At 42.2% G+C, this 25,424-nt stretch carries 29 protein-coding genes and 1 pseudogene; 26 read left to right on the top strand and 4 right to left on the bottom strand.

The features are described 5' to 3' along the window. Positions 1-7 precede the first annotated feature (7 nt). Genes gtfA through asp5 form a run of 4 tightly spaced genes read left to right on the top strand, consistent with a single transcriptional unit; the run spans position 8 to position 3,259 of the window. Positions 8-1,519, top strand: coding sequence for an accessory Sec system glycosyltransferase GtfA (gene gtfA, locus SK637_RS07665; protein WP_033689242.1), 1,512 nt, complete (start codon positions 8-10; stop codon positions 1,517-1,519). Beyond that, a complete protein-coding gene (gene gtfB / locus SK637_RS07660; RefSeq protein WP_033689241.1) occupies positions 1,512-2,849 on the top strand; it encodes an accessory Sec system glycosylation chaperone GtfB in 1,338 nt (445 codons plus the stop codon). The genes gtfA and gtfB overlap by 8 nt, the downstream gene beginning before the upstream one ends. A gap of 1 nt (position 2,850) precedes the next feature. Next, the gene (asp4, locus tag SK637_RS07655; protein WP_001278707.1) at positions 2,851-3,030 is read left to right on the top strand and encodes an accessory Sec system protein Asp4; all 180 of its coding nucleotides are present in this window, start codon (positions 2,851-2,853) and stop codon (positions 3,028-3,030) included. Between the two features lie 4 nt (positions 3,031-3,034). After that, positions 3,035-3,259 (top strand): accessory Sec system protein Asp5, encoded by a 225-nt coding sequence (gene asp5 / locus SK637_RS07650; protein WP_033689239.1) that lies wholly within the window; start codon positions 3,035-3,037, stop codon positions 3,257-3,259. Between the two features lie 50 nt (positions 3,260-3,309). Here the strand turns inward: asp5 and SK637_RS07645 are convergent, their stop codons facing one another. Together SK637_RS07645 and sstT are read right to left on the bottom strand one after the other, a co-directional pair. Further along, entirely contained in the window at positions 3,310-4,263 is a 954-nt protein-coding gene (locus SK637_RS07645; RefSeq protein WP_033689238.1) for an aromatic acid exporter family protein, read from the bottom strand. Between the two features lie 66 nt (positions 4,264-4,329). Beyond that, positions 4,330-5,535, bottom strand: coding sequence for a serine/threonine transporter SstT (gene sstT / locus SK637_RS07640; protein WP_000733360.1), 1,206 nt, complete (start codon positions 5,533-5,535; stop codon positions 4,330-4,332). Positions 5,536-5,686: 151 nt separating this feature from the next. On the opposite strand from sstT, the gene SK637_RS07635 reads away from it, so the two are divergent. From SK637_RS07635 to SK637_RS07570, 14 genes are all read left to right on the top strand, one after another. After that, on the top strand, positions 5,687-6,247 hold the full coding sequence (locus SK637_RS07635; RefSeq protein WP_033689236.1) for a mechanosensitive ion channel family protein: 561 nt from the start codon (positions 5,687-5,689) through the stop codon (positions 6,245-6,247). A 57-nt stretch (positions 6,248-6,304) separates the two neighbouring features. Continuing rightward, positions 6,305-7,210: a magnesium transporter CorA family protein gene (locus SK637_RS07630; protein WP_000242267.1), complete on the top strand. Its 906-nt coding sequence runs from the start codon at positions 6,305-6,307 to the stop codon at positions 7,208-7,210. 16 nt (positions 7,211-7,226) lie between these two features. Next, positions 7,227-7,754: a YqeG family HAD IIIA-type phosphatase gene (locus SK637_RS07625; RefSeq protein WP_033689233.1), complete on the top strand. Its 528-nt coding sequence runs from the start codon at positions 7,227-7,229 to the stop codon at positions 7,752-7,754. Between the two features lie 2 nt (positions 7,755-7,756). Further along, on the top strand, positions 7,757-8,863 hold the full coding sequence (yqeH, locus tag SK637_RS07620) for a ribosome biogenesis GTPase YqeH (RefSeq protein WP_033689231.1): 1,107 nt from the start codon (positions 7,757-7,759) through the stop codon (positions 8,861-8,863). Positions 8,864-9,077: 214 nt separating this feature from the next. Continuing rightward, positions 9,078-9,389 (top strand): ribosome assembly RNA-binding protein YhbY, encoded by a 312-nt coding sequence (yhbY, locus tag SK637_RS07615; RefSeq protein ID WP_000060169.1) that lies wholly within the window; start codon positions 9,078-9,080, stop codon positions 9,387-9,389. 51 nt (positions 9,390-9,440) lie between these two features. Further along, entirely contained in the window at positions 9,441-10,070 is a 630-nt protein-coding gene (locus SK637_RS07610) for a nicotinate-nucleotide adenylyltransferase (protein WP_000963718.1), read from the top strand. Continuing rightward, the gene (yqeK, locus tag SK637_RS07605) at positions 10,070-10,663 is read left to right on the top strand and encodes a bis(5'-nucleosyl)-tetraphosphatase (symmetrical) YqeK (protein ID WP_000331228.1); all 594 of its coding nucleotides are present in this window, start codon (positions 10,070-10,072) and stop codon (positions 10,661-10,663) included. The genes SK637_RS07610 and yqeK overlap by 1 nt, the downstream gene beginning before the upstream one ends. Continuing rightward, positions 10,664-11,164, top strand: coding sequence for a cysteine hydrolase family protein (locus tag SK637_RS07600; RefSeq protein ID WP_033689230.1), 501 nt, complete (start codon positions 10,664-10,666; stop codon positions 11,162-11,164). A gap of 11 nt (positions 11,165-11,175) precedes the next feature. Further along, on the top strand, positions 11,176-11,529 hold the full coding sequence (rsfS, locus tag SK637_RS07595) for a ribosome silencing factor (protein WP_033689228.1): 354 nt from the start codon (positions 11,176-11,178) through the stop codon (positions 11,527-11,529). Between the two features lie 108 nt (positions 11,530-11,637). Further along, the gene (locus tag SK637_RS07590) at positions 11,638-12,378 is read left to right on the top strand and encodes a class I SAM-dependent DNA methyltransferase (RefSeq protein WP_033689653.1); all 741 of its coding nucleotides are present in this window, start codon (positions 11,638-11,640) and stop codon (positions 12,376-12,378) included. Between the two features lie 9 nt (positions 12,379-12,387). Further along, positions 12,388-13,485 (top strand): nucleotidyltransferase, encoded by a 1,098-nt coding sequence (locus SK637_RS07585; RefSeq protein ID WP_033689226.1) that lies wholly within the window; start codon positions 12,388-12,390, stop codon positions 13,483-13,485. A gap of 131 nt (positions 13,486-13,616) precedes the next feature. Beyond that, on the top strand, positions 13,617-13,871 hold the full coding sequence (locus tag SK637_RS07580; RefSeq protein WP_000388572.1) for a type II toxin-antitoxin system Phd/YefM family antitoxin: 255 nt from the start codon (positions 13,617-13,619) through the stop codon (positions 13,869-13,871). Positions 13,872-13,874: 3 nt separating this feature from the next. Beyond that, positions 13,875-14,129, top strand: a complete 255-nt coding sequence (locus SK637_RS07575; RefSeq protein WP_000924721.1) for a Txe/YoeB family addiction module toxin — start codon at positions 13,875-13,877, stop codon at positions 14,127-14,129. Positions 14,130-14,330: 201 nt separating this feature from the next. Beyond that, entirely contained in the window at positions 14,331-15,944 is a 1,614-nt protein-coding gene (locus SK637_RS07570; protein ID WP_000404934.1) for a ribonuclease Y, read from the top strand. A 70-nt stretch (positions 15,945-16,014) separates the two neighbouring features. Here SK637_RS07570 and SK637_RS10195 read toward each other — a convergent pair whose 3' ends face one another. Beyond that, on the bottom strand, positions 16,015-16,359 hold the full coding sequence (locus tag SK637_RS10195) for a DUF4839 domain-containing protein (protein ID WP_237397626.1): 345 nt from the start codon (positions 16,357-16,359) through the stop codon (positions 16,015-16,017). Positions 16,360-16,393: 34 nt separating this feature from the next. Here SK637_RS10195 and SK637_RS10190 point away from each other — a divergent pair, with 34 nt between their 5' ends. Beyond that, positions 16,394-16,690: a hypothetical protein gene (locus tag SK637_RS10190; protein WP_237397625.1), complete on the top strand. Its 297-nt coding sequence runs from the start codon at positions 16,394-16,396 to the stop codon at positions 16,688-16,690. Here the strand turns inward: SK637_RS10190 and SK637_RS10185 are convergent. After that, on the bottom strand, positions 16,650-16,841 hold the full coding sequence (locus SK637_RS10185) for a Jag N-terminal domain-containing protein (RefSeq protein ID WP_033689225.1): 192 nt from the start codon (positions 16,839-16,841) through the stop codon (positions 16,650-16,652). The genes SK637_RS10190 and SK637_RS10185 overlap by 41 nt on opposite strands. Before the next feature lie 225 nt (positions 16,842-17,066). On the opposite strand from SK637_RS10185, the gene gmk reads away from it, so the two are divergent. From gmk to pknB, 7 genes and pseudogenes are all read left to right on the top strand, one after another. Next, positions 17,067-17,693, top strand: coding sequence for a guanylate kinase (gene gmk, locus SK637_RS07560; protein WP_000775041.1), 627 nt, complete (start codon positions 17,067-17,069; stop codon positions 17,691-17,693). Between the two features lie 24 nt (positions 17,694-17,717). After that, the gene (gene rpoZ / locus SK637_RS07555) at positions 17,718-18,032 is read left to right on the top strand and encodes a DNA-directed RNA polymerase subunit omega (RefSeq protein ID WP_000979235.1); all 315 of its coding nucleotides are present in this window, start codon (positions 17,718-17,720) and stop codon (positions 18,030-18,032) included. 65 nt (positions 18,033-18,097) lie between these two features. Next, the gene (locus SK637_RS07550) at positions 18,098-20,494 is read left to right on the top strand and encodes a primosomal protein N' (RefSeq protein ID WP_033689223.1); all 2,397 of its coding nucleotides are present in this window, start codon (positions 18,098-18,100) and stop codon (positions 20,492-20,494) included. Positions 20,495-20,506: 12 nt separating this feature from the next. Beyond that, on the top strand, positions 20,507-21,442 hold the full coding sequence (fmt, locus tag SK637_RS07545) for a methionyl-tRNA formyltransferase (protein ID WP_033689222.1): 936 nt from the start codon (positions 20,507-20,509) through the stop codon (positions 21,440-21,442). Continuing rightward, positions 21,435-22,747: pseudogene (rsmB, locus tag SK637_RS07540) on the top strand (16S rRNA (cytosine(967)-C(5))-methyltransferase RsmB). The gene fmt and the pseudogene rsmB overlap by 8 nt, the downstream one beginning before the upstream one ends. A 14-nt stretch (positions 22,748-22,761) precedes the next feature. Next, positions 22,762-23,502: a Stp1/IreP family PP2C-type Ser/Thr phosphatase gene (locus SK637_RS07535; protein ID WP_033685450.1), complete on the top strand. Its 741-nt coding sequence runs from the start codon at positions 22,762-22,764 to the stop codon at positions 23,500-23,502. Further along, entirely contained in the window at positions 23,499-25,400 is a 1,902-nt protein-coding gene (gene pknB / locus SK637_RS07530; protein ID WP_033689221.1) for a Stk1 family PASTA domain-containing Ser/Thr kinase, read from the top strand. Before SK637_RS07535 ends, pknB begins: the two co-directional genes overlap by 4 nt. The last annotated feature ends 24 nt before the right edge of the window (positions 25,401-25,424 follow it).

Genomic DNA, 25,424 nt, shown 5'->3' with positions numbered 1-25,424 from the left:
AGAAAATATGACAATTTACAATATAAATTTAGGAATTGGTTGGGCCAGTAGCGGTGTAGAATACGCTCAGGCCTATCGTGCCGGTATTTTTCGAAGTTTGAATTTACCCTCTCAATTTATCTTTACAGATATGATTTTAGCCGATAATATTCAGCACTTAACAGCCAATATTGGTTTTGATGATGATCAAGTGATCTGGCTTTATAACCACTTTACAGACATTAAGATTGCACCGACTAGCGTGACAGTGGATGATGTCCTGGCTATCTTTGACGGTGTTGAAAGTCGTAGAGAAAAGAATGGGAAGGTCTTGCGTGTCTTCTTTTCTGACCAAGATAAGTTTGTAACCTGTTATTTGGTTGATGAGGACAAGGACTTGGTTCAACACGCAGAGTATGTCTTTAAAGGAAAACTGATTCGTAAGGATTACTTTTCTTACACGCGTTATTGTAGCGAGTACTTTGCCCCCAAGGACAATGTTGCAGTACTGTACCAACGAACTTTTTACAATGAAGACGGGACTCCATCCTATGATATCTTGATGAATCAAGGCAAGGAAGAAGTTTACCGTTTTAAGGATAAGATTTTCTATGGAAAGCCAGCCTTCATGCGTGCTTTTATGAAATCCTTGAATTTGAACAAGTCTGATTTAGTCATTCTGGATAGAGAGACAGGTATTGGACAGGTTGTTTTTGAGGAAGCACAAGTGGCGCATTTAGCGGTAGTCGTTCACGCGGAGCATTATAGTGAAAATGCTACAAATGAGGATTACATTCTTTGGAATAACTATTATGACTACCAGTTTACCAATGCAGATAAGGTTGATTTCTTTATCGTATCAACTGACAGACAGAATGAAGTGTTGCAAGAGCAATTTGCCAAATACACCCCCCATCAACCAAAGGTTATTACCATTCCTGTAGGTAGTATTGATGCATTAACTGAGTCAAGTCAAGGGCGCAAGCCATTTTCATTGATTACCGCTTCACGTCTTGCCAAAGAAAAACACATTGATTGGTTGGTCAAGGCGGTCATTGAGGCGCGTAAGGAAATTCCTGAATTAACCTTTGATATTTATGGTAGCGGTGGAGAAGATTCTCTGCTTAGAGACATTATTGCAACTCATCAGGCTGAGGATTATATCCAGCTCAAGGGACATGCGGAACTTTCGCAGATTTATAGCCAGTATGAGGTCTACTTGACGGCTTCAACCAGCGAAGGATTTGGTTTGACCTTGATGGAAGCTATTGGTTCAGGCCTACCTCTAATTGGTTTTGATGTGCCTTATGGTAATCAGACCTTTATAGAAGATGGCCAAAATGGTTATTTGATTCCAAGTTCATCTGATCATGTAGAAGACCAAATCAAGCAAGCTTATGCAGCTAAGATTTGTCAATTGTACCATGAAAATCGTTTGGAAGCTATGCGTGCCCATTCTTATCAAATTGCAGAAGGCTTCTTGACCGAAGAAATTTTAGAAAAGTGGAAGAAAACAGTAGAGGAGGTGCTCCATGATTGAACTTTATGATCGTTATAGTCAGGAAAGTCGAGATTTACATGAAAGTCTAGTCGCTACTGGTCTTTCTCAAATTGGAGTGGTCATCGATGCAGATGGTTTTCTGCCTGATGGTTTGGTATCTCCTTTTACTTATTATCTAGGATATGAAAAGGGAAAACCTCTTTATTTTAACCAAGTTCCTGTTCCAGCTTTTTGGGAAATTTCAGGCAATAATCAGTCTGCTCGTATTGAGAATGTGACACAGGAGAGGGCTGTCATTCATTATGCTGATGGAATGCAGGCTCGCTTGGTTAAACAGGTAGACTGGAAAGACCTAGAAGGTCGAGTACGTCAGGTTGACTACTATAATCGCTTCGGAGCTTGCTTTGCTACAACAACCTATAGTGCTGATAGTGAGCCGATTATGACAGTTTACCAAGATGTCAATGGTCAGGAAGTCTTGCTGGAAAACCATGTGACAGGTGATATCTTATTAACCTTACCTAGTCAGTCCATGCGTTACTTTGCCAATAAGGTTGAATTTATCACCTTCTTTTTGCAAGATTTGGAAATAGATACAAGTCAGCTTATCTTTAATACCTTAGCGACTCCCTTCTTGGTTTCCTTCCATCATCCAGATAAATCTGGCTCAGATGTTTTGGTTTGGCAGGAACCACTCTATGATGCAATTCCAGGTAATATGCAGTTGATTTTGGAAAATGAGGATGTGCGTACTAAGAAGATCATCATTCCAAACAAGGTAACTTATGAGCGCGCTTTAGAGTTGACTGACGAGAAATACCATGATCAGTTTGTGCACTTGGGTTACCATTACCAGTTCAAACGTGATAATTTCCTAAGACGAGACGCCTTAATCTTGACCAACTCAGATCAAATTGAGCAACTAGAAGCAATCGTAGAAGCCCTGCCTGATGTCACTTTCCGTATCGCAGCGGTGACAGAGATGTCTTCTAAGTTATTAGATATGCTTCGCTATCCTAATGTGGTTCTTTATCAGAACGCTAGTCCACAGAAGATTCAGGAGCTCTATCAACTGTCGGATATTTATTTGGATATCAATCACAGCAATGAGTTGTTGCAGGCGGTGCGTCAAGCCTTTGAGCACAATCTCTTGATTCTTGGATTTAACCAAACGGTCCACAATAGACTCTATATCGCTCCAGATCATTTATTTGAAAGTAGTGAGGTTCCTGTCTTGGTTGAGACTCTAAAACTGGCCCTTTCAGATGTTAGCCAAATGAGTCTGGCACTTGGGAAGCAAGGCCAACATGCAAACTATGTTGACTTGGTGCGATATCAGGAAACTATGCAAACTGTTTTAGGAGGCTAATATGTCAGACGAAGATTTATTTTACAAAGACGTTGAAGGTCGCATGGAAGAGTTGAAACAAAAACCGATCAAGAAGGAAAAAGAAACCCGAGGGGAAAAGATTAGTAAGACTTTTTCACTCATCTTGGGTTTAATGATTTTGATTGGTTTGCTCTTTACTTTGTTGGGAATTTTGAGGTAGGCCTATGACTGACATACTGATTGTTTTAGCTATTGTCCTCTCTCTTGCTTTAATTGTATTGGTGACCATACAACCTCGTCAAAATCAACTATTTTCCATGGATGCGACCAGTAATATTGGTAAACCAAGCTACTGGCAGAGCAATACCTTGGTTAAGGTTCTTACTTTATTGGTGAGTTTGGCCTTATTTGTTTTACTATTAACCTTTATGGTGATAACTTACAAATAAAAGAAAACTTCAGATATTCACCTTTTGTGGTTGGTCTGAAGTTTTCTTTTTTACTGTCCATATTTTTGGTAAAAGTCAACTTTTACTTGGATGAAGGTTTTGGCTTCACGTAGGAGTTGAAGAAGTGTGGCACGGGTTTCAAATTCTTCTCTTGTCTTGGGCAGACTGCGATTACGGAAGACTTCCAGATAACGTTCAATTTCATCTAGCAAATCAGAAGCAGGATTGGTCTGGCTTAGTTGGCCTGCAATTTTTGAAAAGAGTTGGGCTAAAATCAGGCTCTCACTGGCAGCTAGGTGACAGGTGTTGATTTGCTGGGCCATATTTCGCAGGATACGACTTTGTTGCTGTCTCATTTCAAAATAGTGGATATGGTAGTCAGTTTGGTGAAAGAGGTGGTCAGAGTGATCTAGATAGACCAGTCTGAGGGCTTCTTCCAAAAGGGTGTCCAATTCTTCAACCAACTGTGCTCGGTTGCGTCCATCCCCTCTGGATAAATAATATTTGAAGCGTAGGAGGATATCTTTTAACTTTCCTTCTACCAATGTGTGGTAGTGATGAATTTCCTCTTCTCGTGAAGGCATGTAGAGATTAACCAGTAAGGCAAATCCTGTACCGATAGCAAAGAGAAGGAATTCATTGACTAGAAGATCTGGAGAGGTTGACTCTTGTACCAAGAGATGACTAACCAAAACAGTGCTTGGTGTGATGCCAATTTCCCAACCCATCTTGTAGGCTAGAGGCACATAGAGGGCCAGATAGAGGCCAAGGCTCCAGATATGAAATCCGCTCAAGTGAAAAGCAAGAACTCCGATAACCAAAGCTAGAAGCATGGAAAAGAGGCGATTGCGGGCCAGTTTTAAGGTACTTCTACGGGTATCGGATAGGCTCAAGAGGGCGATGATTCCAGCTGAAACAGCTGAGGAGAGATTGAGAAAATAAGCAAGAAAGCAGGCAAGACAGGTAGCTAAGATGAGCTTGGTCGTACGTTGGCTAATAGACATAAGGATTTCCTAGTAAGTTAGATAAAAGTTGAAAAGACAAGACCTGAGTGGGCTTGTCTTTATGTGTTATTTTTTACGGGCTGCTGCGTATTCTGCAACAGCAGTAAAGAGGACGTCAGTAGAAGAGTTGAGAGCTGTTTCACATGAATCTTGGATGACCCCAATCACAAATCCAACCCCAACAACTTGCATGGCAATATCGTTAGAAATACCAAAAAGACTACAAGCAACTGGGATAAGAAGGAGGGATCCTCCGGCAATACCAGAAGCACCACAGGCTGAGATTGCTGCTACCACACTAAGGACAAAGGCTGTCGCAAAGTCAACAGGGATTCCCAAAGTATTTACTGCAGCAAGGGTTAGAACGTTAATGGTAATCGCTGCCCCGGCCATGTTGATAGTAGAGCCGAGTGGGATAGAAACCGAATAGGTATCTGGATCTAGTCCAAGGTCGTGACAAAGTTTCATGTTGACAGGGATGTTCGCCGCAGAACTACGAGTGAAGAAGGCTGTCACACCGCTGACACGCAAACATTTCCAAACGAGTGGATAAGGATTTCTCTTCATAAAGAGAAAGGCAATCAATGGATTGACAACCAGAGCGACAAAGAACATGGTTGTCACCAAGAGAGCAAGTAAGATTCCATAGTTGGCTAGACTGCCGATTCCCTTATCAGAGATAGTTTTAAAGACAAGGCCTAGGATTCCAAATGGTGCTAGGTTGATGATCCATTCAACAATCTTGGAAGTCACATCAGCTATGGTGTTCAACAATTCTTTACTATTTTTGCTGGCTTCTCTCATAGCAATTCCGAAAACAACTGCCCAAGATAGGATTCCAATGTAGTTAGCAGTAACGAGGGCATTGACAGGGTTGTCTACGAGTTTAAGCAAGAGGTTGCTGAGGACCTGGCCAATTCCATCTGGTGGTGTAATTTCTGTATTGGCACTATTCAAGGTAATCTCAACAGGGACAATGAAGCTCGCTAGGACAGCGATAAGGGCAGCGGCAAAGGTTCCCACCAAGTAAAGGAAGATAACCGTTTTCATGTTGCTATCTTGTCCTTTTTGATGTTGGGAAAGAGCGTTAGCAACGAGGGCAAAGACTAGAATAGGTGCGATGGCTTTGAGGCCACCAACAAAGAGATCTCCAAGTAAACCAATTCCTGAAATGTTAGGAAGTGTCAGTCCTAGGGTTCCTCCAATAAGCATACCAATCAAAATCCGTTTGATTAGGCTTGCCTTATTCCAAGTATGAATGAGTTTTTTCATAATAACCTCCTTAGTTGTGTAATGTTTATGATTATAGTATAAATATGAGCTAAAATCAAGAATTTTCTGTCTATTTTGGCTATTATTTTTGAATATTTATGGAGATTCATCACTTGTGAAAGTATGGTATAATAAATGAAAGGAGTTTTCTATGCAAGAATTTATTCAAACCTATCTCAATAAACTTGATATTACAGCGATTATCGAGAATATCTTAACCAAGCTACTTTCTCTTTTATTCTTATTTTTGATCTTTTATATAGCTAAGAAATTGCTCCATACCATGGTGCAGAGAATTGTTAAACCTTCTCTAAAAATGTCTCGTCATGATGTCGGGCGTCAGAAAACCATTTCACGTTTATTAGAGAATGTGTTTAATTATACCCTTTATTTCTTTTTGCTTTACTGTATTTTGTCGATATTGGGTTTGCCAGTTTCTAGTTTGCTGGCAGGTGCTGGGATTGCTGGGGTGGCTATTGGGATGGGAGCCCAAGGTTTTCTGTCTGATGTCATCAATGGCTTTTTCATCCTCTTTGAACGTCAACTGGATGTGGGAGATGAGGTCGTTTTGACAAATGGTCCTATTACTGTCTCGGGCAAGGTTGTCAGTGTCGGCATTCGAACAACTCAACTCAGAGGAGAAGACCAGGTTCTGCACTTCGTTCCCAATCGGAATATCACCGTTGTCAGCAATTTCTCACGCACAGACTAGACCTGTTATTTTAAGTAATTTGTGGTACAATAGAAAGAGTTTAATAAAGGAGAAAAGATGGTTTTAGAAAAGCAGTTGGGCAATGGTTGTACCTGGATAGACCTTGATGTGGATAAGATTAAAAATATGGAAGATCTTTCTGACATCTATGGATTGGACAAGGAAACCATTGAGTATGCTCTGGATAGAAATGAACGAGCTCATATGGATTATAACCGTGAAACGGAGACGGTAACCTTTATTTATAATGTTCTTGATTTAGAAAAAGACAAAGAATATTATGAAGCGATTCCCATGACCTTTATCGTCGAAAGACAACGAATGATTACCATCAGCAACCATAAGAATGCTTATGTCATTGATCAGATGTCAGCTTATCTGGATAGCCATGAGTCGCTTTCTATTTACAAGTTTCTCTTTGCTGGTTTAGAGATTATCAGTAACGCTTATTATCCTGTCATTGAAGAGATGGATAAAAGTAAGGACGAAATTAGTGCCTTGCTACGTCAAACTACAACAAAGAAAAATCTCTTCGCCCTCTCTGACTTGGAGACTGGTATGGTTTACTTGACAGCAGCAGCAAAACAAAATCGACTCCTCTTGGAACATATCCAGGGCCATGCTCTTTATCGGAGATTTAATGATGTCGAACGAGAGCAGTTTGATGATGCCATGATTGAAGCCCATCAGTTGGTGTCTATGACAGACTTGATTTCTCAAGTCTTGCAACAACTCTCAGCTTCTTACAACAACATCCTAAACAATAACTTGAATGATAGTTTGTCAATTTTGACTATTATCTCCGTCTTACTAGCAGTACTTGCGGTTATTACAGGTTTCTTCGGAATGAATGTTCCTCTACCATTTACAGAAGAGCCAAATGCTTGGATTTATATCTTAATGACTAGCTTGATTTTATGGGTGGCCTTATCTCAATGGCTGAAGAAAATTACTAGAAAATAAAAGAAAAGGAGCCAAAATGGTGATTGAAAACTACATGCCAGACTTTGCTGTGGAAGCAGTCTATGATCTGACAGTCCCAAGCCTGCAGGCGCATGGAATCAAGGCTGTTTTGGTCGATTTGGACAATACCCTCATTGCTTGGAACAACCCTGACGGGACGCCAGAGATGAAGCAATGGCTACATGATCTCCGTGACGCGGGCATTCGCATCATCGTAGTCTCAAATAACACTAAGAAACGCGTCCAAAGAGCAGTTGAGAAGTTTGGGATTGATTACGTTTACTGGGCCTTGAAGCCCTTCACATTTGGGATTGATCGTGCCATGAAGGAATTCCACTATGAGAAAAGTGAAGTAGTCATGGTTGGCGATCAACTTATGACAGATATTCGAGCGGCTCACCGTGCAGGCATTCGCTCGATTTTAGTCAAACCCTTGGTCCAACATGACTCGATCAAAACGCAGATTAACCGAGCTCGTGAGCGTCGTGTGATGCGAAAAATCACTGAAAAGTACGGACCGATTACATATAAAAAAGGAATTTAACTATGGAAGAAATTCTCTGTATTGGTTGTGGAGCAACCATTCAGACGACAGATAAGGCTGGTCTTGGTTTTACCCCCCAGTCGGCACTTGAAAAAGGTTTGGAGACAGGTGAAATCTATTGCCAACGTTGTTTCCGTCTCCGCCACTACAATGAAATCACGGATGTCCAGTTGACGGACGATGATTTCCTCAAGCTCTTGCACGAGGTGGGAGACAGTGATGCCTTAGTGGTCAATGTCATTGATATCTTTGATTTTAATGGCTCTGTCATTCCAGGCTTGCCACGCTTTGTATCAGGCAATGATGTCCTCTTGGTTGGAAATAAAAAAGATATCCTCCCTAAGTCAGTTAAGCCGAGCAAGATTAGCCAGTGGCTCATGGAACGTGCCCATGAAGAAGGTCTTCGTCCAGTCGATGTCGTCCTAACTTCAGCCCAAAACAAACATGCCATCAAGGAAGTCATTGACAAAATTGAACACTACCGTAAGGGACGCGATGTCTATGTGGTCGGTGTGACCAACGTTGGAAAATCAACTCTAATCAATGCCATTATCCAAGAAATCACGGGTGACCAGAATGTCATTACGACTTCGCGCTTCCCAGGGACAACCTTGGATAAGATCGAGATTCCGCTTGACGACGGATCTTATATCTACGATACGCCGGGGATTATTCACCGTCACCAAATGGCTCATTACTTGACGGCCAAAAATCTCAAGTATGTCAGCCCTAAAAAGGAAATCAAGCCAAAAACCTATCAGCTTAATCCCGAGCAAACCCTATTTTTAGGTGGCTTGGGACGCTTTGACTTCATTGCAGGTGACAAGCAAGGTTTCACAGCCTTCTTTGACAATGAACTCAAACTCCACCGAACCAAGCTCGAAGGAGCGAGTACCTTTTACGATAAACACGTCGGAACCCTACTGACCCCACCAAATAGTAAGGAAAAAGAAGATTTTCCTAAACTGGTTGAGCATGTATTTACCATCAAGGACAAGACAGACCTAGTCATTTCTGGACTCGGCTGGATCCGCGTAACAGGCACCGCAAAAGTCGCCGCCTGGGCACCAGAAGGCGTTGCCGTCGTCACACGAAAAGCAATTATTTAAACACAGAAAGGAAAGGGTTTTCTGAACTCGGACGAGCAGGGCGAACCCCATAGAGAATACTTTTCGTCGTGGTGTTAGTTGGTACAAGTGATTGTACCAACTGCGGAAAATTTGAGACCTTAGGCTCAAATTTTAGTCATGAAAGTCCAAAGGACTTTGCTGACGTCCGTCACCACTTCAGAAAAGTATAAAAAGAAACTCTTTTAAAGAAATTATGTCATTAACATCAAAACAACGTGCCTTCCTCAACAGCCAGGCACACACCCTCAAACCCATCATCCAAATCGGGAAAAATGGCCTTAACGACCAAATCAAAACCAGCGTCCGTCAAGCTCTTGATGCCCGCGAATTGATTAAAGTAACGCTCTTACAAAACACTGATGAAAATATCCACGAAGTAGCTGAAATTTTGGAAGAAGAAATCGGTGTGGACACAGTCCAAAAAATCGGACGAATCTTGATTTTGTTTAAACAATCCAGCAAGAAAGAAAATCGCAAGATTTCTAAAAAAGTCAAAGAAATTTAACCCCCATACTCCAAACAACTGTTTTTACAGAGAAATAAAGGAGACTAGCCTATGGCAATCGAACTATTGACTCCCTTTACCAAGGTAGAGTTGGAGCCAGAAATCAAGGAGAAAAAACGCAAACAAGTCGGGATTTTAGGGGGGAATTTTAACCCTGTTCACAATGCCCATCTGGTTGTTGCGGACCAAGTACGCCAGCAGTTAGGACTGGATCAAGTCTTGCTCATGCCTGAATACCAACCCCCTCACGTAGATAAAAAGGAAACCATCCCTGAACATCACCGTCTCAAGATGCTTGAGTTGGCGATTGAGGGAATTGAAGGTCTATCCATTGAAACAATCGAGTTAGAGCGCAAGGGTATTTCCTATACCTACGACACCATGAAGATTTTAACAGAGAAGAATCCAGATACGGATTATTACTTTATCATCGGTGCCGATATGGTGGACTATCTGCCTAAGTGGTACCGAATTGATGAACTGGTAGATATGGTTCAGTTTGTGGGAGTTCAGCGCCCACGCTACAAGGCTGGAACTTCTTATCCAGTTATCTGGGTGGATGTGCCTCTCATGGATATCTCGTCTAGCATGGTGCGTGACTTCCTTGTCCAAGGTCGGAAACCCAACTTTCTCCTGCCTCAGCCTGTACTAGACTATATCGAGAAGGAGGGGCTTTACTGATGGCATACCAAGACTATATCAATTGCTCTCGCGAGGCTTTGTTGGAAAAAATGGCAGAGCTTCTACCTGAAAAACGTTTAACCCATTGCTTGGGTGTGGAGCGTGCAGCCATAGAATTGGCTCAGCGATTTGGAGTCGATACCGAGAAAGCAGGCCTAGCAGGCCTTCTTCATGACTATGCTAAAAAGCTGTCAAATCAGGAATTTCTAGACTTGATTGGCCGTTATCAGCTAGACCCTGACCTCAAAAACTGGGGCAATAATGTCTGGCATGGCATGGTTGGTATATACAAGATTCAAGAAGACCTGGATTTGCATGATTCAGAAATCTTGCGAGCTATTGAAATCCATACAGTTGGGGCGGATCAGATGACTGATCTTGATAAGGTTATCTACGTCGCAGACTATATAGAGCATAATCGTGCCTTTCCAGGGGTGGATGTGGCGCGTGAGATTGCAAGTCTATCGCTTAATAAGGCGGTGGCCTACGAAACAGCTCGCACTGTGGAGCATCTGGCTCATCAGGGATTCCCTATCTATCCCCAAACCCTTGAAACCTATAACGCCTTTGTGCACTATTTGAAAGAGGACTAAATGAAGACGGCTTTTATAATCATTGATGTTCAGAATATTTTAGTGGAAACTGGGTTCCAGACAAAAAGTCTATTGGAAAAAATTTCTTATTTACAAAATCAGGCTAGAAGCAAGAATATTGAAATTATCTATGTTCAACATATTGAGAACTCTGAAGCTCAAACATCAGAAGATTGGCAGTTATCTGCGCTTTTAAATCGAAAATCTGATGAAAAGGTCTTTCAGAAGAAGTATAATAGTATTTTCAAAGAAACTGGCTTAAAAGAATACTTGGATAAACAGGGGATTGAAAAATTAGTTTTATGTGGCATGCAGACAGAATATTGTGTGGATACCTCTGTCAAGGTTGCCTTTGAATATGGCTATCAGCTGATTATTCCAGAAGGTGCTGTCACAACCTTTGATGGGGATGACATTCCAGCAGAAACGATAAATGAATTTTATGAGGACATTTGGGAGAATCGCTTTGCAGATGTCCTAGATTATAAAAATATTTTTTAAAAGAGGACTAAATGAACGAAAAAGAATTACTAGAACTAGTCGTGAAAGCGGCTGATGAGAAACGTGCGGAGGATATCCTCGCACTTGACGTACAAGATTTGACTAGCGTGACGGATTACTTTGTTATTACTAGTTCAATGAATAGCCGTCAGTTGGACGCTATCGCTGATAATATTCGTGAAAAAGTAGCGGAAGCAGGCTTTAAAGGCAGCCATATCGAAGGCGATGCAGCGGGAGGCTGGGTCTTGCTGGACCTCGGTGCTGTTGTCGTGCATATCTTCTCAGAAGAAATGCGTGCCCACTATAACCTAGAAAAGCTATGGCATGAGGCGAATTCAGTAGATATTTCAGAAACTCTTGCTTAGAAGATGAACTCAGTTGCAGTCAACTGGGTTTCTTTGCTTATTTTAGAAAATTGATGGAAAGGTAAAGAGCGAGTGGTGTTTGCCATGGAGGCTCTTGGTATCATGATTATGGCAACTTATGAAACTTTTGCAGCGGTCTATGATGCGGTCATGGACGATAGTTTATACGACAAATGGACGGATTTTTCTCTGCGTCACTTGCCTAAGACCAAGGAGAGAAAGAAACTCTTGGAATTGGCTTGTGGGACAGGAATTCAATCTGTGCGCTTCTCTCAGGCTGGTTTTGATGTGACTGGACTTGACTTGAGTGGGGATATGTTGAAGATTGCCGAGAAGAGAGCGGCTGCAGCCAAGCAAAAGATTGATTTTATTGAAGGCAATATGCTGGATTTGTCCAAGGTGGGTCAATATGATTTTGTCACTTGTTATTCGGACTCTGTCTGCTACATGCCGGATGAGGTGGAAGTAGGGGACGTCTTTAAGGAAGTCTATAATGTCCTCAACGAAGACGGAGTTTTCATCTTTGACGTGCATTCGACTTACCAGACGGATGAAATTTTTCCAGGCTATTCTTACCATGAAAATGCGGAAGATTTCGCCATGCTCTGGGATACCTACGAGGACGAAGCACCTCACTCCATCGTCCATGAGCTGACTTTCTTTATCAAGGAGGCGGACGGTTCCTTTAGTCGCCACGATGAAGTGCATGAGGAGCGGACTTATGAGGTTCTGACCTATGATATTTTGCTGGAACAGGCTGGTTTCAAATCCTTCAAACTTTATGCAGACTTTGAGGACAAAGAGCCTACAGAAACTAGTACCCGTTGGTTTTTTGTGGCGCAGAAGTAGGAGATTATCATGACCATCACAGGCATTATAGCGGAGTTCAATCCTTTTCATAATGGGCACAAATACCTGCTGGATCAGGCTGAGGGGCTGAAAATCGTAGCCATGTCTGGAAATTTCATGCAGCGTGGAGAGCCTGCTATCGTTGACAAGTGGACACGAGCCCAGATGGCACTGGAAAATGGCGCAGATTTGGTAGTAGAATTGCCCTTTTTAGTCAGTGTTCAGGCAGCAGATTTCTTTGGTCAAGGTGCTGTGGATATCTTGGCTAGGCTGGGTATTGATAGGTTATCCTTTGGGACAGAGGAAGTTCTGGATTATCAGAAAATTGCTGACTTATACACAGAGAAAGGTGCTGAGATGGAGAAATTTGTGGAAAATCTACCTGATTCTCTCTCTTATCCCCAGAAAACCCAAGCTATGTGGAAGGAATTTGCAGGTCTTGATTTTTCTGGCAATACGCCAAATCATGTTCTTGCTCTGGCCTATGCCAAGGCGGTTGCAGGACGCAACATCAAACTCCATCCGATTCAGCGTCAGGGGGCTGGTTACCATTCTGTGGACAAGGATGTGGACTTTGCTTCGGCAACAGCCCTCCGTCAACACCAGAAGGACCAATATTTCTTAGAACACTTTATGCCTTCTGTTGCTCTCTTTAAGCAGGCTAATAAGGTGAGTTGGGACGACTATTTTCCTTTGCTCCGCTATCAAATCTTGTCAAATCCCGACCTAACCACCATCTATCAGGTCAATCAAGAAATGGCTGTGCGCATTAATGAAGCTATTAAAACAGCACAGTCTGTAGAAGAATTAGTCGATGCGGTTGCGACCAAACGTTACACCAAGGCGCGTGTCAGACGCCTTTTGACCTATATTTTGGTGCAAGCTAGAGAAAGTGATTTGCCAGAAGGGATTCATGTCCTTGGATTTACTGAAAATGGCAGACAACACCTTAAGTCTCTGAAAGTACAGGTTAATCTAGTTAGCCGAATTGGAAAAGAACCTTGGGATGCTATGACTCAAAAGGCAGATCAGATTTACCAACTTGGAAATCCAAGTATAGCAGAGCAGAATTTTGGAAGAGTGCCGATTAGAATAGAAACAAACTAAGTCTACTGTGAAGTAGGCTTTTTGATATTTTTTACGAATAAATAGATAGAAAAGAAAATCTTGTACAAGTTCCTGACAATTTCTTTCTTTTTGTGTATAATAGTGGAAAAGAGGTAAAACGAGGTATGGTTATGGAAGCAGTTCTTTACTCAACGTTCCGAAATCATTTAAAAGACTACATGAAGAAGGTAAACGATGAATTTGAGCCTTTGACGGTGGTTAATAAAAATCCAGACGAGGACATTGTAGTCCTTTCAAAGAGCGAGTGGGATAGTATTCAAGAAACTCTGAGAATCGCTCAAAATAAGGAACTATCTGACAAGGTCTTGCGAGGAATGGCTCAAGTTCGTGCTGGAAGCACTCAGGTCCATGTTATTGAGGAGTAAGAAATGCTGCTCAAGTTTACAGAAGATGCCTGGGCAGATTATTGCTACTGGCAAAATCAGGATAAGAAAACGTTAAAAAGAATCAATAAACTAATCAAGGATATTCAACGTGATCCCTTTACAGGAATAGGTAAACCAGAACCACTCAAGTATGACTACCAAGGAGCTTGGTCACGTCGTATTGATGCAGAAAATCGCTTGATTTATATGATGGATGGAGATAGCGTGGCTTTCTTGTCTTTCAAAGATCATTATTAAGTCTACTGAAAGGTAGACTTTTCTCAAATCTCTACTAAGCAACTATTTCTAAGAAATAAGGATTGCACAGATATATTTTAGTGAAATAAACTCCAATTTCCCCAAAACATATTCTATTTTAGGTTTGTGAAAATCACTTTTTTATGGTAGAATGTAAAAGAATGTATGTCATTCGGAATAACAATAAAATGAGGTAAAAACATGGAAATCATGTCGCTTGCGATTGCTGTTTTTGCCGTCATCATTGGTTTAGTCATTGGATATGTCAGCATCTCAGCTAAGATGAAATCATCTCAGGAAGCTGCGGAGTTGATGCTTTTAAATGCTGAACAAGAAGCAACTAATTTACGTGGACAAGCTGAGCGTGAAGCGGATTTACTTGTTAATGAAGCCAAGCGTGAAAGTAAGTCTCTTAAAAAAGAAGCACTATTGGAGGCCAAAGAAGAAGCCAGAAAATACCGTGAAGAAGTGGACGCTGAATTCAAATCAGAACGTCAAGAACTCAAACAAATCGAAAGTCGTTTGACAGAGAGAGCTACTAGCCTTGACCGTAAGGACGACAATTTGACGAGTAAAGAACAAACACTTGAACAAAAAGAACAAAGTATTTCTGATAGAGCGAAAAACCTTGATGCGCGTGAAGAGCAATTAGAGGAAGTCGAAAGACAAAAAGAAGCTGAACTAGAACGTATTGGTGCTCTGTCTCAGGCAGAAGCACGAGATATTATCTTGGCTCAGACAGAGGAGAACTTGACTAAGGAGATTGCCAGTCGCATTCGCGAAGCTGAGCAAGAGGTCAAGGAACGTTCTGACAAAATGGCCAAGGACATTCTGGTTCAAGCAATGCAACGTATCGCTGGTGAATATGTAGCGGAGTCAACAAACTCAACAGTTCATCTGCCAGATGATACTATGAAGGGACGCATTATCGGTCGTGAAGGTCGTAACATTCGTACCTTTGAAAGCTTGACAGGGGTTGATGTGATTATCGACGATACACCAGAAGTGGTGACCTTGTCAGGATTTGACCCGATTCGTCGTGAGATTGCCCGTATGACTATGGAAATGTTGCTCAAAGATGGTCGTATTCACCCAGCTCGTATCGAAGAGTTGGTTGAGAAAAACCGTCAGGAGATTGACAATAAGATTCGTGAATACGGTGAGGCTGCTGCCTATGAGATTGGTGCGCCGAACCTCCATCCAGACTTGATGAAGATTATGGGACGTTTGCAGTTCCGTACTTCATATGGACAAAATGTCTTGCGCCATTCGATTGAGGTTGCTAAGTTGGCTGGTATCATGGCGAGCGAACTTGGTGAAAATGCGGCTCTTGCCCGTCGTGCTGGATTCCTTCACGATATCGGGAAAGCCATTGACCGTGAGGTTGAGGGTAGCCACGTTGAAATCGGTATGGAATTGGCACGTAAGTACAAGGAGCATCCAGTTGTGGTTAATACGATTGCTAGCCACCACGGTGATGTTGAAGCTGAAAGCGTGATTGCAGTAATCGTTGCTGCAGCAGATGCCTTGAGCGCGGCACGTCCAGGTGCTCGTAGTGAGTCTCTTGAAAGCTATATCAAGCGTCTCCATGACTTGGAAGAAATCGCCAACGGCTTTGAAGGAGTACAAAATAGCTTTGCCCTTCAAGCAGGACGTGAAATCCGCATCATGGTCAATCCAGGACAAATCAAGGACGACAAAGTCACAATCTTGGCTCACAAAGTTCGTGAGAAAATTGAAAACAATCTCGATTACCCAGGAAATATCAAGGTAACCGTGATTCGCGAGTTGCGTGCAGTAGATTATGCTAAATAATAAAAAACTGAGGTCAGAAGAGAATCTGACTTCAGTTTTTTGAATAAATTATTTGAAATAATTCGTTATATTATCGAGGCGAAACCTCAATTGGAGATAGGTAGACTAAATCTTGAGTGGAGTTATAGTTTCCAATTTGTGCTTTTATATGTACATTTTGGCCTTTAGAAATATTTTCGCCATTAAAAGAGTTGAAAGCGGCGTTAGAAACTGTTGTTATATTTACAAATTTGAAGTTTGGTCCCGAAGGTGCTTGTTCTGCTCCTAAATAATTTCCGCTATAAATAAGCATATCGAATTTTGTTTTGTAATTTTTATAGTGTGCAATATCTGCTATGTGTCCATCAAATTCGATGACTTGACCTTTATATTTTTGAATAAAATTTGTTATGGTGCTTGAGTCATCAGTTTGCAATAGTGCTTTAAATTCCTCATTGTTTTCAGTCGTGATGACAGCTGATTGGGATGGACTTGTTGACGAGGTTTCGGTCGAGCTTGATGTGGTGTTAGTTGAACTAGAGGAAGCAGGCGTCGAACTTGATGATGTAGAGGATGATTCACTAGTTTTCTCGACAGATTTTTCAACAACGCTACTAGTTTCTGTAGATGAAGGGGTAGAACCAGTAGTTGATTTATCTGAGTTTCCTCCAAATAGAACTAAAAGAAGAATTATAAATGTTACACCTGCACCAATTAAATATGGAATTAATTTTTTACCTTCAATTCCAGTGGGCTTAATGGTGTGATTTCAACCTCAGCTTCTTTTTCAAAAAAACCAAAAATTCCGGCATTTCCATGATCAATAATATTGATTTTGACTTCACTTTTTTTGAGATTGAGTTCAGATAAGCCATTTTCAATCGCTTCATCAACATTTTTTCCTTTATAATTTCCCATAAACTTCTCCTTTTTATATTAGTCGTTTTATTATCTCTTAAATAGAATAAAAAGGCAAGTATATTTTAAGGGGATACCTTGTATAAATCTAAATAAATAAGAAAGAGCAGTTGAAAAATTACTGCTTTTTTGTTACACTAGATAGAAAGACTGTAAAGGATAATCTGGCTTTTTGCCATTATTCTAGAGAAATGTTATTTCACAGACTGACTAAAAGGAGACACAATGGCAGACCGAGGCTTACTAATCGTTTTTTCTGGTCCTTCAGGGGTTGGTAAAGGAACGGTTAGAAGAGAGATTTTTGAGAGTTCTGAAAACCAATTTCAATACTCTGTATCGATGACGACACGCGCACAACGTCCTGGAGAAGTGGACGGTGTTGACTATTTCTTCCGCACTCGCGAAGAGTTTGAAGAACTGATTCGTCAAGGACAGATGTTGGAATACGCAGAATATGTCGGCAACTACTATGGAACTCCTCTGACCTATGTCAATGAAACCTTGGACAAGGGAATCGATGTTTTCCTTGAAATTGAAGTTCAAGGCGCTCTTCAGGTCAAGAAAAAGGTTCCAGATGCTGTCTTTATCTTCCTGACACCACCAGATTTGGATGAATTGCAAGATCGTTTGGTGGGACGTGGAACAGACAGTGCAGAAGTGATTGCCCAACGAATCGAAAAAGCCAAGGAAGAAATTGCCCTCATGCGTGAGTATGATTATGCGATTGTCAACGATCAGGTGCCCCTAGCTGCTGAGCGTGTCAAACGTGTGATCGAAGCAGAGCACTTCCGTGTGGATCGTGTCATTGGTCACTATCAGGAGATGTTACCAAAATCTCCAACTACTCGATAAAATTTAGAAAATAGGTACAAGAAAATGATGTTAAAACCCTCTATTGATACCTTGCTCGACAAGGTTCCATCAAAATATTCACTCGTAATCTTGGAAGCAAAACGTGCCCACGAATTAGAAGCAGGTGCGCCAGCAACTCAAGGTTTCAAGTCTGAAAAATCAACTCTTCGCGCTTTAGAAGAAATCGAATCAGGAAACGTTACAATTCACCCAGATCCAGAAGGAAAACGTGAAGCTGTGCGTCGCCGTATCGAAGAAGAAAAACGCCGCAAAGAAGAAGAAGAAAAGAAAATCAAAGAGCAAATTGCTAAAGAAAAAGAAGATGGTGAAAAAATTTAAGGTTGGGGGGACTCAATCTTATTTTTTCTATTGCAAGAATGTACTGACAAGGAGGAGGTGAGAAGATGTCTATAGCTAAGATTATCGTAGATGTGCCCTTGATGCAGACGGATCAGCCCTATAGTTACAGGATTCCTGAGGAATTTGAGGGGATGCTGGAAGTTGGGATGAGGGTTCATGTGCCTTTTGGTAAGGGAAATCGCCTGATTCAAGGGATTGTTCTTGGTTTGGAGTCCCGATTGGATGAAGAAGAGGCTAATCAAGATTTAAAAGATATTGCGGAGGTGCTGGATTTTTCTCCTGTTCTCACGCAAGAACAACTCTGGCTAGCTGAAGAGCTACGAAAGTCCGTCTTTTCTTATAAAATCTCTATCCTCAAGGCTATGTTACCGGGATTTCTAAACTCCAGCTATGACAAGATTCTCTATCCTCTGGAAGGCCTAAGTCATGAAGACCGAGAGCGCTTGTTTGGTTCAGAAGATTCACTTGCCTTTTCTTCTCTAGATTTAGGTAAGCAAGCTGAAATGATGCGTTTGACTAGAAAAGGCCTGCTTGGTCTAGAATATCAGGCGATTGATCAAAAGAAGGTCAAGACTCAGTCTTGGTATGAGGTAGACCTTGCTCAATTAGAAAGTGTAGAGATTTCTACACGTGCCAAGAAAAAGTTGGAACTGAGAGATTACTTGCTGTCTCATCCTGAGAGTGCTTCCTTGGCTAGTTTGTTAGAGTCCTACTCGCGGGAGCAAGTCAACTTCTTTGTAGAACAAGGTGCTGTGACCATAGTCCAAAAGGAAGTTCAACGCTCGGCTGCTTATTTTGAAGGGATTGAAGTAAGTCAGCCTTTGGAATTGAATCCAGAGCAAAGACAGGCGCGTGATGCGGTTGCCAGTGCGATTGGCAGTCATCATCCTCCCTTCCTCCTTCAAGGGATTACAGGAAGTGGGAAGACCGAGGTTTACTTGCAGATTATCCAAGGGGCCTTGGATAGGGGCAAGACAGCTATTTTGCTGGTACCTGAGATTTCCTTGACCCCTCAGATGACGGAGCGTTTTATCGCTCGTTTTGGTGCCAAGGTTGCCATTCTTCACTCAGGCCTATCCAATGGTGAAAAGTATGACGAATGGCGCAAGGTAGAACGTGGCGATGCTCAAGTTGTTGTTGGCGCCAGATCGGCTATCTTTGCTCCACTGAAAAATCTAGGTGTTATGATTATTGATGAAGAGCATGAAGCGACTTATAAGCAGGACAGCAATCCTCGTTACCATGCTCGAGAGGTCGCTATTTTACGGGCCCAGTATAATCGAGCAGCTTTGGTGCTTGGGTCTGCGACACCGAGCTTAGAGAGCCGTGCTCGGGCTGGAAAAGGTGTCTATCAACACTTACATCTGACGCAACGTGCCAATCCTTTGGCTACAATCCCTGAGGTTCAAGTGATTGACTTTCGAGACTATATCGGACAAAATGAGACGTCAAATTTTACGCCCCCTTTGCTAGAAGCTATTCAGGATCGTCTGGCTAAAAAAGAGCAGGTGGTTCTCATGCTCAATCGCCGTGGATATTCTAGCTTTGTCATGTGTCGGGAGTGTGGGACGGTGGATACTTGTCCCAACTGTGACATTTCTCTAACCTTGCACATGGATACCAAGACCATGAATTGTCATTATTGTGGTTTTTCGAAGGATATTCCACAGGTCTGTCCTAACTGTAAGAGCCGAAGTATTCGTTACTATGGGACAGGGACACAGAAGGCTTATGACGAGCTGGCAGAACTCTTTCCCCAGGCCCGCATTTTGCGGATGGATGTGGATACGACTCGTAAGAAAGGTAGTCATCAATCTCTTCTTGACCAGTTTGGACGAGGAGAAGCAGATATCTTGCTAGGTACTCAGATGATTGCCAAGGGCTTGGATTTTCCAAATGTGACCTTAGTCGGAGTTCTAAATGCGGATACAGCTTTGAATCTTCCTGATTTCCGTTCTTCTGAGAGAACCTTCCAACTCTTAACTCAGGTGGCAGGTCGAGCAGGACGGGCTGAAAAAGCAGGTCAGGTCTTGATCCAGTCTTATAATCCTCAGCATTATGCTATTCGGTTTGCCAAAGATCAGGACTACGAAGGATTTTATGCTTATGAAATGGGAATCAGACGGCAACTAGGTTATCCACCTTACTATTTCACGATTGGAATTACCCTTTCTCACAAGAAAGAAGAAGAGGTGGTCAAACGTGCCTATGAAGTTATGAATATTTTGCGGTCAGGCTTGTCAGAGACCAGTCACATTCTAGGGCCAACGCCAAAACCTATTGCTCGTACCCACAACCTCTATCATTACCAGATTTTAATTAAATACCGTTTAGAAGATGAGCTGGGGCCGACCCTCAACAAGGTCTTGGCCCTAACTCAAGAACGGGAAAATAGTGAGCTCCGTCTCAGCATTGACCATGAGCCACAGCAATTTTTATAAGAAGGAGAAGATATGACAAAACTAATCTTTATGGGGACCCCCGACTTTTCAGCAACAGTCTTAAAAGGACTTTTGACAGATGACCGTTACGAAATTCTAGCCGTCGTGACCCAGCCAGACCGTGCTGTTGGTCGTAAAAAAGTGATCCAAGAAACCCCAGTCAAGCAGGCTGCCAAAGAAGCAGGACTTCCTATCTACCAACCTGAAAAATTATCTGGAAGTCCAGAGATGGAAGCTATTATGAAGCTAGGAGCAGATGGAATTGTGACTGCTGCTTTTGGCCAGTTTCTCCCAAGTAAACTCCTTGATAGCATGGATTTTGCGGTCAATGTTCACGCTTCTCTTCTTCCTAAACACCGTGGTGGAGCGCCAATCCATTATGCCTTGATTCAAGGGGATGAGGAAGTTGGTGTGACCATTATGGAAATGGTTAAGGAAATGGATGCAGGGGATATGATTTCTCGTCGTAGTATTCCGATTACGGATGAGGACAATGTCGGCACCTTGTTTGAGAAATTGGCGCTAGTTGGTCGTGATTTGCTTTTGGACACTTTGCCTGCCTACATTGCTGGTGATCTCAAACCTGAACCCCAGGATCCAAGTCAAGTTACTTTCTCGCCAAACATCAAGCCAGAGGAAGAAAAACTGGACTGGAATAAAAGCAATCGTCAACTCTTTAACCAAATCCGTGGGATGAACCCTTGGCCTGTTGCCCATACTTTCCTTAAGGGCGACCGCTTTAAGATTTATGAAGCCCTACCAGTAGATGGTCAGGGAAATCCAGGTGAGATCCTCTCTATCGGCAAGAAAGAATTGATTGTCGCAACGGCTGAAGGAGCTTTGTCTCTCAAACAAGTGCAGCCAGCTGGTAAGCCTAAGATGGACATTGCTTCCTTCCTCAACGGAGTTGGACGGACATTGACTGTAGGAGAACGATTTGGTGACTAAAGTAGAAACGGCTAGAAGTTTAGCCCTAGCAGTATTAGAGGATGTTTTTGTCAATCAAGCATACTCAAATATTGCCTTAAATAAGCATCTCAAGGGAAGTCAACTTTCGGCAGCAGACAAGGGCTTGGTGACCGAGCTGGTCTATGGAACGGTAGCCCGTAAACTGACTCTGGAATGGTACCTATCCCACTTTATCGAAGACAGAGACCAGTTAGACAGTTGGCTTTATGTCCTTCTCCTCATGAGTGCCTACCAGCTCCGCTATCTGGATAAGATTCCAGACCATGCTGTGGTTAATGAAGCGGTAGAACTAGCCAAAGTCCGTAAAAAAGGCAGTGAAAAATTGGTCAATGCCCTCCTTCGTCGTATTCTGCGTGAAGGCTGGCCAGATATTGCCAGCATCAAACGAAAAACAAGCGTGATTCCATTGCCTATTCTCTTCCGGTTTGGTTGGTGTCTAAACTTAAGGAAGAGTACGGTGAAGAGCGAGCACAAGCTATCTTTGAAAGCCTGTTAGTGCGCAACAAGGCCAGTATTCGTGTGGCTGATTTAAGCCGAAAAGAGGAAATTCAAGTCTTGTTGGAGGCGAATAATTCCCTTTTAGCAACCACTGGTCTGGTTAAGGAACAAGGGCATTTTGCAGGCCATAATTTGTTTGCGGATGGAACCATTACCATCCAAGACGAGTCTAGTCAATTGGTTGCTCCGACGCTCGATTTACAAGGTGATGAGCAGGTTCTAGATGCCTGTGCGGCTCCGGGTGGAAAAACAGCCCATATAGCCTCTTATCTCACGACAGGTCAGGTCACTGCTTTGGACTTGTATGACCACAAGTTGGACTTAATCCAAGAAAATGCCCAACGTTTAGGAGTTGCAGATCGGATTCAAACGCAAAAATTGGATGCCAGAAAGGTGCATGAGTTTTTTAGTCGGGATTCTTTTGATAAGATTTTGGTAGATGCTCCCTGTTCAGGAATTGGTCTTCTGCGTCGAAAACCAGACATCAAATACAATAAAGAAACGGCAGATTTCGCGTCCTTGCAGGAAATTCAGCTAGAAATATTAGGTAGTGTTTGTCAAACACTAGGCAAAGGTGGTATAATAACTTATAGTACCTGTACTATCGTCTCAGAGGAGAACTTTCAAGTCGTACAGGCATTTTTAGAAAGTCATCCTGAATTTGAGCAGGTAACGCTAGAACATGAATGTAAGGATATCATGAAAGATGGCTGTATCCTCATCACCCCTGAATTGTATGGAAGTGATGGATTCTTCATCAGTCAATTTCGCAAGATATCGGATTAGGAAGGAACTAACACATGGAAATTTCATTATTAACAGATGTTGGTCAGAAACGAACAAATAACCAAGACTATGTCAACCACTATGTCAATAGAGCTGGACGTACTATGATTATCCTAGCTGATGGTATGGGAGGTCATCGCGCAGGGAATATCGCTAGTGAAATGGCGGTAACAGACCTAGGTGTAGCTTGGGTCGATACTCAAATCGATACAGTTAATGAAGTACGTGAATGGTTTGCTAACAACCTTGAGATTGAAAATCAAAGGATTAACCAATTGGGACAAAATGAAGCCTATAAAGGAATGGGAACAACCCTTGAGGCTGTAGCCATTATTGATAATCAGGCTATCTATGCCCACATTGGGGATTCTCGTATCGGTTTGATTCGTGGAGAAGAATATCACCAGTTAACGAGCGACCATTCCTTGGTCAATGAATTGCTCAAGGCTGGTCAATTGACACCTGAAGAAGCTGCTAGCCATCCACAGAAAAATATTATTACCCAGTCAATCGGTCAAAAAGACGAAATTCAGCCTGATTTTGGAATGATTACCCTTGAGCCGGGAGACTATCTCTTACTCAATAGTGATGGCTTGACAAATATGATTTCAGGCAGTGAGATTTCTGATATTGTAACCAGCGATATTTCTTTGGCAGATAAGGCAGCAACCTTGATCCGTTTTGCCAACAATGCTGGTGGATTGGATAATATCACAGTTGCCCTTATTGCTGTTAATGAGGAGGCAACAGAATGATCCAAATCGGCAAGATTTTTGCCGGGCGGTATCGGATTATCAAACAAATTGGTCGAGGAGGCATGGCAGATGTCTATTTGGCCAAGGATTTGATTTTGGACGGTGAAGAAGTGGCAGTGAAGGTCCTGAGGACCAACTACCAGACAGATCCTATTGCAGTGGCTCGTTTTCAGCGGGAAGCGAGAGCTATGGCAGATCTGGACCATCCTCATATCGTTCGGATTACAGATATCGGTGAAGAAGAGGGACAACAGTATCTCGCAATGGAATATGTTGCTGGATTAGACCTCAAACGCTATATCAAGGAACATCACCCTCTTTCAAATGAAGAAGCGATTCGAATCATGGGACAAATCCTCTTGGCTATGCGCTTAGCCCATACTCGAGGAATTGTTCACAGGGACTTGAAACCGCAAAATATCCTTTTGACCCCAGATGGGACTGCCAAGGTTACAGACTTTGGGATTGCAGTAGCCTTTGCAGAGACGAGTCTGACTCAGACCAACTCAATGCTAGGTTCAGTTCATTATTTATCGCCAGAGCAGGCGCGTGGTTCTAAAGCAACTGTGCAGAGTGATATCTATGCCATGGGGATTATTTTCTATGAGATGCTGACAGGTCATATTCCTTACGATGGGGATAGTGCAGTGACCATCGCCCTCCAGCATTTCCAGAAACCGCTGCCATCGGTTATAGCTGAAAATCCATCTGTACCTCAGGCTTTAGAGAATGTTGTTATTAAGGCAACTGCTAAGAAATTAACAGATCGTTACAAATCAGTCGCTGAAATGTATGTGGATTTGTCTAGTAGTTTGTCTTACAATCGTCGCAATGAACCAAAGTTGGTCTTTGATGATGCAACTAAGGCAGATACTAAAACTCTTCCTAAAGTTCCACAAAGTACTCTGACTTCTATTCCTAAAGCTCCGGTACAAGAGGAAAGACCTCAACCTAAGCCCCAACCTCATCAGACAGAAAAAACGGTACCTAGTCCAAAGCCAACCAAACGCCGTCGCATGAAAGCACGTTATCCAATTTTATTTGCGACCTTCTTGTTGGTTGTGGCATCCTTGGTATGGATTTTATATAGAACGCCCGCTACCATTGCCATTCCAAATGTGGCAGGTCAGACGGTTGCTGAGGCTAAAGAAGCACTTAAGAAAGCCAATTTTGAGGTTGGTGAAGAAAAAACAGAGGCTAGTGATAAGGTTGAAGAAGGTCGTGTTATTCGTACCGATCCTGACGCTGGTACGACACGCAAAGAAGGAACAAAAATTAATTTGATTGTGTCTTCTGGTCAGCAGTCTTTCCAACTCGGAAATTATCTCGGAAGAAGGTCCAGTGATGTAGTGGCAGAGTTGAAAGGTAAGAAGGTTCCAGAAAATCTGATTAAGATTGAGGAAGAAGAATCCAACGAAATCGAAGCCGGTACAATCATGAAACAAAGTTTGCCGGAGGGAACAACCTATGATCTTAGCAAGGCAACTCAAATAGTTTTGACAGTTGCTAAAAAAGTAAATTCTATTTCAATGCCAAGCTATATTGGTTCTAGTCGAGAATTTGCAGTCAATAATCTTACAGAGATATATGACATTAAAAAAGCTAATATCGAAGTTGTAGAAGTGTCTAAAGCTCCTGAAGGAACTGCTGAGGGGACTGTTGTAGAGCAAAGTCCAAAAGCAGGCGAAAAAGTAGACTTGAGCACTACTCGTGTTAAAATTTCTATTTATAAAGCAAAACAAACTCATACTTCTTCAACATCTTCATCCTCATCTTCTTCTTCGTCGTCTAGTTCTTCTCGGAAACCTAACGAGCCGGGGAATGCAGAAACCACTCCAACACAAGGAAACTCGCAAGGTAATTCACAACGAGGAGATACTTCCCCAAATAATCCATAATGATACTAGAATCTTTGTCATGAT

The organism is Streptococcus mitis (assembly GCF_000722765.2).
In the GTDB taxonomy this organism is placed as follows: Bacteria; Bacillota; Bacilli; order Lactobacillales; family Streptococcaceae; genus Streptococcus; species Streptococcus mitis_AQ.
Note: the sequence above shows the minus strand (reverse complement) of the source record. Positions and strands in the feature narration are given on the sequence as shown.